Source organism: Paraburkholderia atlantica (assembly GCF_009362785.1).
In the GTDB taxonomy this organism is placed as follows: Bacteria; Pseudomonadota; Gammaproteobacteria; order Burkholderiales; family Burkholderiaceae; genus Paraburkholderia; species Paraburkholderia atlantica.
The window spans coordinates 15960-31132 of record NZ_WHNQ01000048.1 but is presented as its reverse complement, the minus strand read 5'-3'; the positions used below and the strand labels follow the sequence as shown (position 1 = coordinate 31132).

Below are 15173 nucleotides of genomic sequence, written 5' to 3'. Positions count from 1 at the left end.
TCGGGCATTCTCGATCCCGTCATCTCGCGTTTCGCGACGGTGGTGGAGCTTGAGCCTTCGATCGCAGACTGGACGGACTGGGCGGCTCGCACCGGTGTTCCCGCCGAACTGATCGCGTTTCTGCGATTCCGGCCGGATCTGCTGTCCGTGAAGAAGACCGCGCGCGATATCGAAAACGCACCGAGCCCCCGAACATGGGGATTCGTCGCGAAGACGATGCCGGTCGTGCCGAAGTCGCTCGAGCTCGTCTCCTACGCGGGTTCGGTGGGCGAGGCTGCAGCGAGCGAACTGATGAGCTTTCTTGCCATCTACCGCGAGCTGCCGTCGCCGGACGCCATCATCCTGTCGCCGGACACGGCGCCGATCCCTGAGACCCCGGCCGCGCTGTACGCGGTCAGTTCGGCGCTGGCGGCGCACTCGACCGAAGGCAACTTCGAGCGGGTGCTGACCTACAACCAGCGGCTGATCGACGTAGGCCACCGTGAATTCGGTGCGCTCCTCGCGCGTGACGCCGTGCGTCGCAAGCCCGAACTGGCGAGCACCCATGCGTTCATCCGCGCGCAGGGTGGCGAGATCGGAAAAATCATCCGCGGCGAGTAAGCCGCTGCCTGTTGCTTCATCCGTTGTTCGTTCTGCCACGGCCCGCCTCGCGCGCCGTGGCTTTTTTCTTTCTGCTCAATCCAATCCCTTTCTATTCTGGAGTTTTCCATGAACATCACTGAACTGAAATCCCGCGTCATGCTGTCGGCCGTCACGGTGTCCGCCTGGCAGGCGCGCTGCTTCGACGTGAAAGCGACCGAAGAAGTCGAAAAAAACCACCAGGCCAAGGACATCGGCCGCTTCAACAAGCGCCTGCTGCCCGAGCATGCGCCGAGCTACAAGGAGGTGGTTTCGATCGGCAATCGCATTCGCCGCTATCACTACGACCACTCACTGAAGTACGAACAGCTGGGCGTGCGTCTGCTGCCGACGGCGATCTACATGGACTTCGCCGACCAGATGCGCAGGATGAGGGATGAGTTCGATCTCGCCGTTTCCGTCTTCCTGACCGACTACCTGAATCTGAAGGAACAGGCACGGGCGGAACTCAACGGGCTGTTCAACGAGTCGGACTACCCCACGCTTGCCCGCATGTCGGAGAAGTTCGGCGTCAAGCTCGCGGTGCTGCCGTTTCCCGACGCGAGCCAGTTTGGCGTCGATCTGCCGGCCGACGTGCTGACGGATCTTCGTTCGGAAATCGACCAGCACGTACTTGCCTCGATCTCGACGGCGAACAACGATCTGGTCGGGCGTCTGTACGAGGCCGTCTCGAAGCTGGCCGACAAGCTGTACGGTGCCACCGATGTTCGCCTGGGCGTCACCAACCAGGTGCGCGAACTGTGCGAGCTGCTGCCGAAGCTGAACTTCACGAACGATCCGAAGCTCAGCCACATCCTCGAACAGGCGAAGACGCATCTCGCGGTTCACACGGGCGCGGATCTGAAGGAGTCGAGCGTGCTGCGTTCGCAGGTCGCGGCCAAGGCCTCGGAAATCGAGGGGCTGATGGCAGCGTTCATGGGTGGGGCACCGGAGCCGGTGGCGAATCAGCTTTCGACGTTCGCGCCGCTGGAGCAGGTTGTCCAGCCGGAGCCGACGCCGCTTCTGCGACTCGTCGCCTGAGGTGGCCATGGACCCGCGCATCTCGAAGCAACGCACGGCGCTGGTCCTCGACCAGCCGTTTTTCGGCGCACTCGCTTTGCGTCTGAAGGTGGTCGAAGATCCGTCGTGCAAGACGTTCTGGACCGACGGGGAATCGCTGGGCTACAACCCGGCGTACCTCGGCGGCCTTAACGATCTGGAGACACGCGGCGTGCTGGCGCATGAAGTCCTGCACGTGGCCAACGGCCACTGCTGGCGCCAGGGCGATCGCGATCCGAAACTCTGGAACGACGCTTGTGACTATGCGATCAATCCGATCGTGTACGACGCAGGCATGCAGTTGCCGAAGGGCGTGCTGTTCGACGCCCGCTTTCGCGGCAAGTCGGCCGAGGAGATTTACGGCATCCTCGCGCAGGAGAAGCGGCAGAAGGAAAAGCAGCAGGGCAACGGTAAGAAGGATGGTGGCAAACCGGATGCGCAGCCTGGCCAGCAGTCGACTCCACAGTCGGCCCAACAGCCAGGCGGCACACCCGGGGGCAACAGCCCGCCGCAATCCGCGAACGGCGCGACCACACCGTCCGCAACACCCGAGTCCGGCACTTCTCCCGAGGCTGCTCCCTCCTGTGGCGAGGTCCGTCAATACAGAGGGGACGACAAGGCGCAGAAGGAAGCTGACTGGAAGGTCGCCGTCCTGCAGGCCGCGAAAGCGGCGAAGATGCGGGGCGGGCTGGGCGGCTCTCTGGAAGGTATGGTCCAGGTGGCGGTGGAACCTGTGGTTGACTGGCGCGCGATCCTGCAACGCTTTGCGCAGGAATCGTCGCCGACTGACTACACTTTCGCGATGCCCAATCGCCGGTATCTGCACATGGGGCTGTATCTGCCGTCGCTCAACGAACCGGCGGTTGGCGATGCGGTGTTCGTGCGCGATTCCAGCGGTTCGGTGTTTGACGAGACGCAGGCACAGTTCGACGCGGAAATCCTCGTTGTGAATGAGACTGTGCGGCCGCGGCGGCTGATCGTGCTGGATTGCGATACGCGTGTAAAGCAGGTGCAGATCTTCGAGCGCGGCGACGCGGTCGACCTGCTACCGGTGCGTGGCGGGGGAGGCACTTCGTTTGTCGATCCGTTCAAACGGCTGGCCGACGAAGGCATTCAACCCACGTTTCTGGTCTATCTCACCGACATGGATGGAGCCTTTCCGACCGATGAGCCGTCCTATCCCGTCCTGTGGGCATCAACCGTGCCGCTCAGGCGCGCGAAGAAGGCCCCATTTGGCGAGATGATGGAAGTGATCTGCTGACGGGCGATGTCTGCCACGTGTTCTGAACCCAAGCCCGGCGAATTTCGCCGGGCTATTTTTTCGTCCGGGAAGGCCAAAGCCCGATTGCACGCGTTGCACACAACCGTTTAGGGCCCGCGGGAGGGACTGGAGCCAGAAATATCCAATGATTTCAGTGTTCTGGGGCCATGCTGCCCGTCCGAAGGCTGGCCAAAACCGGTCGAAAGCCGTCTGAGCCGGCTCAGACACCTTTTTCTAAATAAGAAATAAACCACAGCCATTCGTGGACCGATCCGCTAGATTCTCTCAATAATCGATTTAATGCGCGAGGGAAATTCTTGATAATCAGGAAGCGAACTGGATGCCAGAACTATGCATTGATCCGAGGATTTCTTTGCCTTTCGCATCAAAATGCTGGTGGCTGCGGCGAACAACTACCGGCCACAACGTAGTCTCTGGAGCCCCCTACGCGCGCTTGCGCGCCCTCTGATCGAATGCCTCACCGGCACGGAACCGCTCGAGTCGGTCACTTGCGTCAGCGACAGCCGAGAGCGGCGCGCGACGCAATTGTTTGTCGTAGGTCGAGACGATCGCCGCGAATTGCCGGAAGCCAGTCTCGTCCAGTGACCACACGCCAGATTCGCGACCGCGATCGAAGGCCGAAGAGATCACCTCCTCGGCGTGCTGCATCTGCTCGAAGGTCGCTTCGCCGTAACCTGCCTCTGCCAGGAATCCTGTGAGTATCATGGCTTGGCAAAGCGTCTGCGCCGCGCCTGCGTTGCCGCGTTCGCGCCGCATGACGTCGAGCGCGATGTGAACCTGCAGACAAAGACGGTCGACCTCGGCGCGGGGCATCGGCAAGAGGAGGGTCCTGTTTCGACGTGCACGTGCAGCTGCTGCGGTTCGTGCAAACGGGATCGTTCGGGCCATGGTCTTTTCAACGAGTGTCGAGGGGCGAATCGTACAACACACTTCGAAGCGCGGCTTACCCGAAAAGCTAGAGGTTTTACTGCGCCATTTCAGGTTAGGCGTCTGAGCCGGCTCAGTCTACGGATTGCGCGATCGTTGCGTCGCACTCCATATTCAATCTGTCCTGGGCCCGACATATCGGTAAAAGCTCATCGATTTGATCGTTCTTTCGCTCTGCTCCGGGTTGGCCAGCCCTGAAAAATAGCAGCATGTCCGAAGCTGCCGAAAATCCCCTGCTCAAGGTGCGCCCGCTCGAAGAGAGTGCGGTGCAGATGTTCTTTGCATCCGTCGAACCGCTGCGGGAATACTTCGAAGCACGCGACGTCGCTGAAATCATGGTGAATAACTTCGATAATGTGTGGATCGAGCGACGCGGGGAAATGCATCGCCTTGAGCTCACGCTGAATCAGGCGACTTTAAATGGTGCGATCCTTTCGCTCGCCGCATCCGTCGAAAAGTCCGCGAAGGCCGGCACTGCACAGGGCATCATTAACGCTGGCCACAAAGGTCTGCGTATCGCGGCAGTCATGCGGCCCACGGCGATCGACGGACATGCGATGTCGATCCGAAAGCACAGCGACAGGCATCTCAGTCTCACCGACTACGTCGCAATGGGTGCGTTTTCGCGCGTGAATGCGCGGCATGAGCACAACGACGATGAGCTCTTTTATCCCGGTATCGAGAATGAAGGCCTGATGGCAGCCGTGCGCGAACTGATCATTCGCCGCAAGAACGTGCTTGTGGCGGGCGGAACGTCCACCGGGAAAACCACATTCCTCAACGCACTGGCTGCACAGGTGCCGCAAGACCAGCGGGTCATCACCATCGAGGACACGATGGAGCTGAAGCTGCGCGTGCCAAATCTCGTGCGGTTCCTGTCGAACCCGGACAAGGGCGTCACGACACAGTCGCTCGTCGCGCTGTGTCTGCGCTTTCGTCCCGACCGGATCATCGTTGGCGAAGTACGCGGCGGTGAAGCATTTGACTTCATCCAGGCACTGAGCACCGGCCACGATGGCGGCTTGGGTTCAATTCACTCCAATGATGCGCGGGGCGGTTTGAGCCGTCTGGAAAGCCTCGCGATGTTGGGCATTCCTCCTGGCAGTCGTTGGGACCTTGTCGACATGCGCAAGGCCATTGCCGATTGCTTTCATTTCGTCATCCATCTGCGCCGCACCGGCGAGTTGCGCCACGTTTCCGAGATCGTCGAGATCAAGGGGTTCAAGGACGGGGACTATGTCCTCAACCGCGTCTTCTAACAATAAGGAGTATGTTCAATATGAAGTCCCTCAATTCCGTGTCATCGCGCCTGCGAACACTATCGATCACCGCATACCAACGCTTTCTGAGCCGACGCGAGATCCGCTCGACCATCGTCGCGGCGAGCCTCGCTTTCTTCGCGCCATTCGCTTCGGCCGTGAGCTTGAGCGATCTGGGCGCGGCAACCGATCTGATCTGTCTGATCCAGGCATATATCAGCGGCCCGTGGCTGTATGGGATCGGCGTCGTCCTGATCATCGTCGGCGCCGTCGCGATCGCGAACTCGGAAAGCACCATCGGCAAGATCATCTCTTCGGTGTTCGTCGGGCTAGGTCTCGCCGCCTGCGCGGTGAACATCGTCAAGAACCACATGGGCGTTAGCTACACCTGTGCGTGAGCCAACGAAAGTCAGTCGCGGCCTGTCGCTTCCCCGGCAGATGGGCGGTGCCGACCGTGGCCTCGCGATCGCGAACGGCACACTAACGCTGCTGCTTTGCTATACGAGCATGACCTTCGCGTTCCTTCCGGTGGGATTCATCATCCATTGGGTACTGCGCTGGAAGAGCAGCCGCGACCCGTGGTGGCGCGACGTCATGCTCGTCTACAACCACTATCCCGACATCCACGAGCCGCTTCCGTCCGGGAAATTTTCGGCCCGGTTCAAGCGGCCGTATGGTTTTGACCAGGACCTGCCATGCTAATAGGCACTTTTAGTGAGTGTAACTAAGTGGCCCGTACCCCTTTTCGCTACGGGCCTTTTTATTAGTTACATTTTTTTTGTGCGCTGCTATCGTGTTGCGGACGAGGCACTTTCGAAAATGTAAATAAATGGCCGAACGCTACACCGTCAGGAACACCGTTTTTGAGTCAGGCGAACGTTTCCCGCTGCTGTTAGACGCCCGCACTGGCGTGCCGTTGTTTGACCCGACGGTCTTCGTCATCAGTGAATTCCGGGCGCGCAATCGGGCGAGCGCCACCATCGAGCAGGTGCTGCGTGCGCTGAAGGTGTTCCTGCTTTTCTGCGACAAACATCGAATCGACCTCGCCGAGCGTATGCTGGAAGGGCAACTGCTCGAACTGGGCGAACTCGATGCGCTCGTGCAGTTGTGCCGTCATCCAATGTCGGACATTGAGGCGCAGGTCGACGCGTGTCCGACTGCGTTCGGGCGAGCGGCCATCGAAAGCTACCGGGCCAGGGTGAGCCGAGGCCTCCAGGCGGTCGCCGGCGATTCCGCTGGGATGCGGATACGGTACATCCGGCAGTTCATTTGCTGGTTAGCCGACCGGCGTTTGTTGAGTCTGAGCGCTCGCCATCCGTCACGTACGGCACTTCTCAATGCCAAGGACATTGTGGTCTCCGGCCTGACTGCTCGAATTCCGACAGGTAAAGGCCGCAACAAGACGTATGGGCGTAGGGCGCTCGATGGGACCGCCCAGGAGCGGCTCTGGCAACTTGTCGACATCAGTTCGCCGGAGAATCCATGGGAAGGCCGGCACGCCAGAGTGCGTAACGAGCTAATAGTACGGTGGTTTATGGGCCTTGGCGTTCGACGCGGTGAACTGCTTGGCGTAAAGGTCAGTGATGTAAATTTCCGGTCGAACGAAGTGTTTATCGCCCGAAGGGCAGATGACCCGAGTGACCCACGCCTCCATCAGCCCAATACCAAGACGGCTGACCGCCTTCTGCCGATTAGCGACGATTTGGCGCGCCGGACACGGCACTACATCCTGGAGGAGCGGCGCCGCTTCCCCGCAGCACGAAAACATGCGTTTCTGTTCGTGGCGAACGGCGGAGCGCCACTCTCGTTGAGAGGGCTGAACAAGATATTCAGCGTGCTGAGCGCAAAGCGTCCTGAATTGATGGGGGTCTTCCCGCACCTGTTCCGTCACACGAACAACTATAACTTCTCGAGGCTTGTTGACGAACTGGGCATGGATGGGCTGGTCGGAGACGTCGGGCACAGCCGAAACCTACACCCGGCGTGAAATCGAACGGAAGGCGCGCGAGGCCTCGCTGCAACTTCAGAACACGATGGTGAAACCACGCGATGACAGCGAATAGCGATGTGAATTCGACAGCAAGGCTGCCTTACATAGGCACGCTCCCGGGAACTGCGAAGGCGCGCGGCGGCTCGCTATTCCAGCCGCGCCACGACCTCTGGCACCTGAGAGAAGGTACGCACGAACTGAAGCTTAACTTCTACGAGCTGCCTGAACTTGAGCCGGAATTTAAGAATGCGTTCAAAGCTGCGCTGTTCTGGTACGCGCAAAATCATTCAGCGCGGCACCTTGGCAACCTGTTCTACCGCAGCAAAACCCTGTTTCGATTCAAGCGGGATGCTACCAGCGAGCCGGTATCCGAAATATCGGACATCGACCTCCTTAACTACAAGAGCGCCATCGGCGAGCACAGGCAATGGTATCTGAGTGGGTTATCGGGGTTTCTCCAGCAATGGAGCAGGCTTGGCTTGACTGGCATCTCGACGAGTGCGGTTGCTCTTCTCCAACAACTACGACTGAAGACCAACGAGAAGGGCGCAGCGATTGCGACCATGGACCCTTTAAACGGACCATTCTCTGCGTTGGAGCTTGAGGCGCTGCAAACGGCGCTCAACGCTGCCTTTGCGCGACGCAATGTCGATACGGAAGAGTATGTACTCTGCTGGCTGCTGATGATGCTGGGTCAGCGAGCAACCCAGTATGCGGCGTTGAAGGTCTGCGATATTGGCGTCGTTCACGAAAGAGACGGTTCAAGTACCTACTCACTGCGGATGCCAAGAGCAAAGACGCGTGACAGTAATGCGCGAGGCGAATTCAAGGACCGCGTGCTGACTCCTGAGATTGGGGCGCTAGTAGCCAAATATGCTCACGCGGTCCGGACGCGTTTCGTCGGATTGCTCGATGAGCCTTCAGATGCCCCTCTGTTTCCTGGGCAGAAGATGGACGGAGCGATTGTTGGGTTCGAGTATCACCAGACGTCTGCTCAAATCCGGAACAAGATTATTAAGGTGATGAGGGCTCTCGAGGTCATCTCGGAGCGCACCGGTGACCGCATTCATATCGGGCCAAAGCGCTTTCGACAAACAGTGGGCACCCGCGCGGCCGAAGAAGGTCATGGAGAGCTGGTGATAGCTGAGTTGCTCGACCATTCCGACACGCAAAGCGTTGGCGTGTACGTGCGGTCAACGCCAGCCATTGTGGAGCGCATCGACCGGGCGGTCGCGATGCAGCTCGCACCGCTTGCGCAGGCGTTTGCCGGCAAACTCATCGGCGTCGCGACGGAAGCTACCCGACACGATGATCCGACAAGCCTGATACGGGCGCCGGCCATTACCGGAACAATTGACGCGATCTCCAGTTGTGGCAAGCACGGCTTCTGCGGATTCCTGAAGCCTATCGCATGCTATACGTGCAATAGTTTCGAGCCGTGGCTGGATGGCCCGCACGAAAAGGTCCTGACATACCTGATTGCGGAGCGGGAGCGATTGATGGCGGTGGGTGATGCGCGGATTGCGTCAATCAACGACGGGGCCATCCTGGCAGTCGCAGAGGTTATCCAACGATGCGAGGATTCGCGTGATGAAAGGAGTGCCGCCTATGGCTGACCTGGTTACGTTTGTGCCACAGGCTGACCGCGATGCGCAGGCCAATCTGGCGGCGTTCATCGACCTGTGCAGGATGAGACTCACAGTATTCGGCCAGTCACTCGACTTCGAGGCCGACTCTTGGGACGTGTCGGATACTATCAAGCGGGCAGGAAAGTCAAAGGCGCTGCGATTGGTATTCGGTCACGTCGGCACGGGTAAAAAGCCGGTGCGCGTACCGATGCGCGAACCATTCAGGTCGTTCGCGAAGTCCTACATGCGCTACCAGCATGGTGTGAGCCCGACGCGCAATGTTAGCACGCGCATGGCGGCCCTCAGGGCACTGGAGGTGGCCTTGCTGGAGATTGGGACGGCGGACCCCACGCACGTGAATAGCCACGTCTTGAACCGTGCCGTCCAGCGTCTGGGTGAGAGAGTTGCCGCGACCAGTGCATACGCGATCGGCGGACAACTCGAAAAAATCTCAAACTTCCTGTGCGACAACCGTTTGGTAGCGATACCGACCCGATGGCGCAATCCACTGAAGCGACCCATTGGTTTGAACAGGATTGGCAAGGAGGCTGACGAGCGCCGGGCGTCCAGGATACCGAGCAATGCGGCACTTGACGCGCTTCCTAACGTGTTCCGTATGGTCACTGCACCGGCCGACGTCCTTGTTTCGTCTGTTACCGCGATTCTCTGCTCAGCGCCGGACCGTATCAGCGAACTGCTAGCCCTTCCGCTCAACTGCGAAGTTCGGCAGAAACGCGAAGGCTCTGATGAGGATGCCTACGGTCTGAGATGGTGGCCTGCAAAGGGGGCCGCGCCAACGGTGAAGTGGATTATTCCATCGATGGCGGGCGTCGTTGAACAGGCGGTTAGCAAAGTCAGCCGGCTCACCGACGAGGCGCGCAACGTTGCGCGCTGGTATGAGGAGAATCCGACGCAGCTTTACCTGACTGAGGATGCTGAGCACTATCGAGCGAACGAATGGCTGAGCATGGAAGACGTTGCTGAAATCATCTTTGCAGACCAGGTGGGACGGGGCGTGCCACGCCAGTGGTGCGATTCCAACCATGTCCGGAAGTATCAGTTCGGCGGGAAAAAGACTTACGTCCGGTTTGCTGATGTGGAAGTTGCCGTGCTCCGACGACTGCCTCGCGGATTTCCGATCGTTGATGCAAAGACGGGCCTCAAATATAGTGACGCGCTCTTCGTGATTCAGCGCAATGCCCTGCACGCATCGCGGGCGCGCATCCGCTGCATTATCGAACGGATGACGGATTCACACATTCACCCTCGCTTAGGCTACGGGTCGATCGGTGGCATACAGTCTATCTTCGACCGTTGTGGTTTTTACGAGCCGGACGGCAGTCCAATTCGTGTTACCACGCATCAGTTCCGCCACTATCTGAACACGCTCGCCCAAGCTGGTGGCCTGAGCCAGCTTGACATAGCTAAGTGGTCTGGCCGGAAGGATGTGCGGCAGAACCGCTACTACGATCATGAGACACCTACAGCCATCGTCGCGCGCATCCGGACTGCAGTCGGTGACGACACACGGATGTTCGGTCCACTGGCCACAGGGCACCGGGCAGCACTCATCAGCCGGGATGAGTTCGCGCGGCTGAAGGTACCGACGGCGCACACGACGGACTTCGGGTACTGCATCCACGACTACGTAATGTCGCCGTGCCAGATGCACCGCGACTGCCTAAATTGTGGTGAACAGGTTTGCGTAAAAGGTGAGCCGGAAAAGGAGAGGCGCGTGCGAGAGGCCCACGCCGAGGCGACGCGACTGCTGGCGATGGCAGAGCAGGCGGATGCCGACGGTGAACTTGGCGCATATGAATGGGCCCAGCACCATGGGGCTCAACTCGCCCGGATAACGGCGCTGCTCGACATACTTGATGACCCGGCTGTCCCGCAGGGCGCCGTAATTCAATTGACTCCTGCAGACATTCCGTCCCGGCTTGAGCAAGCCGCGCAAGCTCGTGCGTTGCTTCCGTCGCGCGTAGAAGGAGACTCCGCGTCGACATTCGAGGAGGTGGCATGACTCGAGTTAGAGAGAAGAACCTTGATGACGCAGTCGTTGCTGCCATCGTTGAGGTGCTCGATGGCTGGATCGGCAGGTTGACCTGGGACATGCTCATCGAAGCGGTTGAGAGCCGCGAGGGCCTCAGATACACGCGGCAAGCGCTTCACCGTCACGAGCGAATACGGCTGGCCTTTACGGTGCGGAAGAAGGCTCTGTTAGGGCAGGAGGCAACGCCCCGAGAGACATCCTCGCTGGAGTTGCGGGTCGCCTTGGACCGGGTGGCCAGGCTTGAAGCGGAAAACCAGCGACTTGCGGCAGAGAACAACGCCTTGCTGGAGCAGTTTGCCCGCTGGGCTTACAACGCGCACACTCGAAACCTGACCAACGAGTTCTTGAACAGCCCACTGCCGGCCGTGGACCGTGACCGAAGTAAGCAACCGCGCATGGTACGGAAGCCGATAGTGGTCAGCAAGAGTTCTTGATGAGAGGTTGCAGGCATCGCTGCATGGGAGACCTGCCGATGACTTGTCGCGAGGGTCGTCGACATATTCCAGGAACATCGGACGCCTCCAGCACCAACGCGTAGATCCTCTTGGACATCCTGAAGCGCTGACTGACCGGAGACTCCGGGTCGACTATTGCCGGTCGCATCGGGCAGCAAAATTCACAGCAATCCTATTCTGTTTACAAGGGACGATTAGCACGCCAGCGGCGTTGTCGTACCGTGCGTGAAGATTTGGTTTGACGTGCGCGTATTCGACACCATGAACACACGACGCCCGCACGTAATCAAACAATCGAATGCCGCTATTTATTGGTGACCTTTCGGGGCAACAGTGGCGGAAACGTTCCCTGACAATACATTCACCTACCGGGCCTCGGGCACTTCAAACGACGACCCGCTTCCGAACGTTTGCCGCCTCAACGGGGCTGTCCGTTGTTGGTGGGTGTGGATAACTGCTCGGCCTGCTCCCCCCACGCCCCCCAAGGGCCAGTGAGAGATATCGGGCAAGGAATGTCAAAACCATCGGCGTAAGTTGTTCAAACTCCTGCTATGCAGATGTTTGATCAACGGAAAAGTGTACACAAATAAACCTTAATCCATGTGCTTATCTACGTTCTTGACACAAGCTACAAACAGAGAGCCTTGCTACGTACACGCTGTATGCCTATTTACGCTCCAAAAGTGCCCAGAACCATGCTGAAACGAATTGTGCGCCGGCCGGTGCAGGAGATCGCGCCATGGGCGACGATGGTCACGCCGGAACTAGTCCTCGACAAGGACGGGTCGCTGCTGACCTGTTACACGTTTGAAGGGGTTGATGCCGATTCACCTAACGCCGACGACATATCGTCGGTGCGCAACAACCTCGACAATGCGTGCAAGAATTTCGATCACCGCATTACTGCATGGTGGCGGCTCTCCCACCGTCGCGTGCAAGGGACTATCGACGGAGATTTCGCAGCGGACATCGACGCATACGTCGACCGGATCAACCGTAGCCATGTGAGCAGCGGGAAGTACTTCCGCAACACCCACTCACTCTCGCTCGCCTACACCCCGGAAACAGGCATCAACAAGGTATTCGAGAAGGTCGCCTATCACATGACGGTCGGCGGAAAGTCGATGCTGTCCGCTCTGATCGAGACCGCGAAGGACACGTTCCTCGCTCGTAGCGCCTTCGTTTTCGACCTTGAGCGCATGACATCGGACATCAAGCGCTTCGAATCGATTCTCGACGCGTTCAAGGGGGGTGTGACGCGTCTGAAGGCAAAGCGTCTCGAACTGCAGCACTCGTTGGCCTATCTGCATCAGACAGCCAATCCGTCCGTGCCGCCGCGACGTGTGCGCTACCCCGTCACGATGCTCGATACCCACCTCACGGAAAGCACGGTTACCTATGGCGCCGAGCACCTGATGTTCGAGTCGGCGCACGGCGTGCGGTTCGCCAAGATAGTCGCTGTCAAGGAATGGATGGGCTTTCAGGAGGCCGCACTCGATGTGCTTTCGGAAGTCGACGCGGAACTCGACATCTGCGTGATGTTCCGCTTTCTCGATGCCACCAAGGCGAAGCAATGGATTGACAAGATCCGCAGCTTCTACAAGATCGCGGCGTTCAATCCGATGGCGATCATCAAGGCCTATTTCTCCAAGGAAGAGCAGAAGAACGACAAAGGTCGGATGATGCTCGCAGAGGAGGCCGAGGACGCGCTAGCGAAGATTACAGCAAAGGGGCAGCAGTACGGCTTCGCCAACATTTCTGTAATCGTGTACGGCGACACTGTCGAAGAGTGTGACGACGCCACGCGCGAAGTGGTCGGCCGCATCGGCAACGCCGGATTCGGTGTCGTGCTGGAAAAAGATAACCTGGCGGCCGCGTGGAACACGACGCTGCCGGGCCGGTGGGACAAGCAGAAGCGCCTGCAATTCGTCGAGACACCGGCCGTCTCCGACATTGCCCCTGTGCGCAGCGTGGCTGAAGGCAGCACTGTCAATGCGTGGCTGACGCAGCAGTCGGGCCAGAAGACCGGTCCGCTGACCATGCTTCCCACGCGGCATAAGACGCTGCAGCGTGTGAACCTGCACTGTCCGGGGGGTGCCTCGCACCTCCTTGTGCTGGGCCCGATCGGCATGGGCAAGTCGATCATGCTCAACTTCCTCATGTCGCAGACGGGGCGTCACGGCGCCCGACGCGTGCGCTTCGACAAGGACAGATCAACGCGCATCCCGACGGTCCTCGCAGGCGGGCGCTTTATCGACGCAACAGGCCGCTTCGAAGCGGCGACCTCCGTCAATCCGCTGTCCCTTCTGTGCGACAAACAGCATTACCCCTACGTCGCCGAATGGGTGCAGATGGCCATCGAGGACGACACCTTCCGCTGCAACAAGAACCAAGAGCGGGAGATTTTCGAAGCGGTCAGCACGCTGGGCGACGGTTACGGTCCTGAGCGATGGACCTTGTCCTATCTGAACACGATGTTATCGATCGAGTTGCGCGAGCGGCTGGCCGTGTGGACGAAAGGCGAAAAAAACGGCCGGTTTTTCGATCACGTCGAGGACGCATTCACGCTGTCCGATGACCTCTCCATCGAGATGGGCGATCTGTTCAACAACTTTCCGGTCGCTGCTGCGCTCTTCATGGACTACGCCTTCTACCGCATCGCACAATGGCTGGACGGCAAGCGCTACACCGTGATCGAGGTCGAGGAAGCGGGGTTCTTTTTCCAGAACGAACGCTTCTATAAGCGGCTGGAAATCTGGGCCGTAACCATCCGGAAGCTGAACGCCACGTTGATGATGGCGACGCAATCCCTCGCCCAGGTCGCCCGTATTGCGGACTTCGAGGTGCTCAAGGAAAACATCCCGAACATCATCTACCTGCCTAACCCAGACGCGAAAAACAACCTGCACCTGTATCGCGACAAGTTCGGCCTCACGCTGGACCAGATCCAGATGATCGTGGATGCCGCGCCCAATCGCGACTACCTGTGGGTGACACCAGATCAGACCCGCATGCTACAGGCGAGCTTCCCGAAAGAAACGCTCGCGGTATTGCGCTCGGACGGCCGCGCTCAGGCTGTGCTGGACAGACATTTCAGGTCCGGCGATCTGAATTGGCGAGATGGGTATCTAGCCGAAATGATGACACTCGATTGAGGAAAACCAGCATGAAGAAGATTCTCGCGAGCCTGGCGCTGACAACGGGCATCACACTTTGCCTCTCCCAACCAGCATACGCAATGATGACGGTGATCGACCCGTCGAACCTCATCCAGAACACGACCACGGCGCTTAAAGCCGTGAAGACAGAGGTTTATGAGGACACAAACATCGTCTACCAGTATCAGATGATGGCCAATCAGCTTCTCCAGGCAACCAATCTGGACCCGACAGCGATGAAGGCCCAATACGATCAGATCACCGGCGACATTTCGAAGTACAAGCAACTAGCCGAGAACGCGACCAGTCTTTACGGTGACCTGCAGAATGGCAACCAGTGGCTATCGCACGTCCAGACCATGATCTCCCGATCGGGCAAGTCGAATGAGCAATGGTTTGCCGACATGGGCACGCTCTACTCCCAGCGAGACAGCCAGGCGACGCAACTGATGCAAACCGGAAACAACGTGCTTAGCCACATCCAGGCGCTCGCGCAACGGCGTCAGGATTTGCAGTCGCAGATGTCGCTCACGCCGACGGCGCAGGCAACCGCGGAGTTGACGACTCATTATCTCGACATCGTCTCGAGCCAGTTGAGCGACATGCTGCAAATGACGGCGAACAAGACGCAGAAAGACGCGCAGCAGCAATCGGCGGACAACGCAGAAGCAAAAGCCCGATCGGATAACGCCAAGGCTTTTCTTGACCAGCAGGCGGCTGAGCGCGCGGCGTACGGCAACTAGG

The 15173-nt window shown here is 59.1% G+C and carries 12 protein-coding genes and 1 pseudogene; 12 read left to right on the top strand and 1 reads right to left on the bottom strand.

Annotation, left to right across the window (positions count from 1 at the left end; all coding sequences use genetic code 11):
* From GCT19_RS36095 to GCT19_RS36085, 3 genes and pseudogenes are all read left to right on the top strand, one after another.
* Positions 1–600: pseudogene (locus tag GCT19_RS36095) on the top strand (ATP-binding protein); the annotation flags it as partial.
* A gap of 108 nt (positions 601–708) precedes the next feature.
* On the top strand, positions 709–1659 hold the full coding sequence (locus GCT19_RS36090; protein WP_152854573.1) for a hypothetical protein: 951 nt from the start codon (positions 709–711) through the stop codon (positions 1657–1659).
* A gap of 7 nt (positions 1660–1666) precedes the next feature.
* Positions 1667–2938, top strand: coding sequence for a vWA domain-containing protein (locus tag GCT19_RS36085; protein WP_152854572.1), 1272 nt, complete (start codon positions 1667–1669; stop codon positions 2936–2938).
* A gap of 444 nt (positions 2939–3382) precedes the next feature.
* Here the strand turns inward: GCT19_RS36085 and GCT19_RS36080 are convergent, their stop codons facing one another.
* Entirely contained in the window at positions 3383–3847 is a 465-nt protein-coding gene (locus tag GCT19_RS36080; protein ID WP_152854571.1) for a hypothetical protein, read from the bottom strand.
* Positions 3848–4095: 248 nt separating this feature from the next.
* Between GCT19_RS36080 and GCT19_RS36075 the strand changes: the two genes are divergently transcribed.
* From GCT19_RS36075 to GCT19_RS36035, 9 genes are all read left to right on the top strand, one after another.
* Positions 4096–5145 (top strand): CpaF family protein, encoded by a 1050-nt coding sequence (locus GCT19_RS36075; protein WP_152854570.1) that lies wholly within the window; start codon positions 4096–4098, stop codon positions 5143–5145.
* A gap of 20 nt (positions 5146–5165) precedes the next feature.
* Positions 5166–5543, top strand: a complete 378-nt coding sequence (locus GCT19_RS36070; protein WP_227749420.1) for a TrbC/VirB2 family protein — start codon at positions 5166–5168, stop codon at positions 5541–5543.
* On the top strand, positions 5536–5847 hold the full coding sequence (locus GCT19_RS36065; RefSeq protein ID WP_321576926.1) for a VirB3 family type IV secretion system protein: 312 nt from the start codon (positions 5536–5538) through the stop codon (positions 5845–5847). Before GCT19_RS36070 ends, GCT19_RS36065 begins: the two co-directional genes overlap by 8 nt.
* A gap of 127 nt (positions 5848–5974) precedes the next feature.
* Positions 5975–7132: a tyrosine-type recombinase/integrase gene (locus GCT19_RS36060; protein ID WP_152854569.1), complete on the top strand. Its 1158-nt coding sequence runs from the start codon at positions 5975–5977 to the stop codon at positions 7130–7132.
* Positions 7133–7194: 62 nt separating this feature from the next.
* Positions 7195–8751 (top strand): site-specific integrase, encoded by a 1557-nt coding sequence (locus GCT19_RS36055; protein WP_152854568.1) that lies wholly within the window; start codon positions 7195–7197, stop codon positions 8749–8751.
* A complete protein-coding gene (locus tag GCT19_RS36050) occupies positions 8744–10786 on the top strand; it encodes an integrase (protein ID WP_227749419.1) in 2043 nt (680 codons plus the stop codon). Before GCT19_RS36055 ends, GCT19_RS36050 begins: the two co-directional genes overlap by 8 nt.
* On the top strand, positions 10783–11250 hold the full coding sequence (locus GCT19_RS36045; RefSeq protein ID WP_152854567.1) for a hypothetical protein: 468 nt from the start codon (positions 10783–10785) through the stop codon (positions 11248–11250). Before GCT19_RS36050 ends, GCT19_RS36045 begins: the two co-directional genes overlap by 4 nt.
* A gap of 716 nt (positions 11251–11966) precedes the next feature.
* Positions 11967–14426, top strand: a complete 2460-nt coding sequence (locus tag GCT19_RS36040; RefSeq protein WP_152854575.1) for a VirB4 family type IV secretion system protein — start codon at positions 11967–11969, stop codon at positions 14424–14426.
* 11 nt (positions 14427–14437) lie between these two features.
* Positions 14438–15172: a type VI secretion protein gene (locus GCT19_RS36035; RefSeq protein ID WP_152854566.1), complete on the top strand. Its 735-nt coding sequence runs from the start codon at positions 14438–14440 to the stop codon at positions 15170–15172.
* Position 15173 lies beyond the last annotated feature (1 nt).

Coding starts and splice junctions, on each gene's coding strand:
- GCT19_RS36090 (WP_152854573.1), top strand. CDS start 709: ATGAACATCACTGAACTGAAATCCCGCGTCATGCTGTCGGCCGTCACG.
- GCT19_RS36085 (WP_152854572.1), top strand. CDS start 1,667: ATGGACCCGCGCATCTCGAAGCAACGCACGGCGCTGGTCCTCGACCAG.
- GCT19_RS36080 (WP_152854571.1), bottom strand. CDS start 3,847: ATGGCCCGAACGATCCCGTTTGCACGAACCGCAGCAGCTGCACGTGCA.
- GCT19_RS36075 (WP_152854570.1), top strand. CDS start 4,096: ATGTCCGAAGCTGCCGAAAATCCCCTGCTCAAGGTGCGCCCGCTCGAA.
- GCT19_RS36070 (WP_227749420.1), top strand. CDS start 5,166: ATGAAGTCCCTCAATTCCGTGTCATCGCGCCTGCGAACACTATCGATC.
- GCT19_RS36060 (WP_152854569.1), top strand. CDS start 5,975: ATGGCCGAACGCTACACCGTCAGGAACACCGTTTTTGAGTCAGGCGAA.
- GCT19_RS36055 (WP_152854568.1), top strand. CDS start 7,195: ATGACAGCGAATAGCGATGTGAATTCGACAGCAAGGCTGCCTTACATA.
- GCT19_RS36050 (WP_227749419.1), top strand. CDS start 8,744: ATGGCTGACCTGGTTACGTTTGTGCCACAGGCTGACCGCGATGCGCAG.
- GCT19_RS36045 (WP_152854567.1), top strand. CDS start 10,783: ATGACTCGAGTTAGAGAGAAGAACCTTGATGACGCAGTCGTTGCTGCC.
- GCT19_RS36040 (WP_152854575.1), top strand. CDS start 11,967: ATGCTGAAACGAATTGTGCGCCGGCCGGTGCAGGAGATCGCGCCATGG.
- GCT19_RS36035 (WP_152854566.1), top strand. CDS start 14,438: ATGAAGAAGATTCTCGCGAGCCTGGCGCTGACAACGGGCATCACACTT.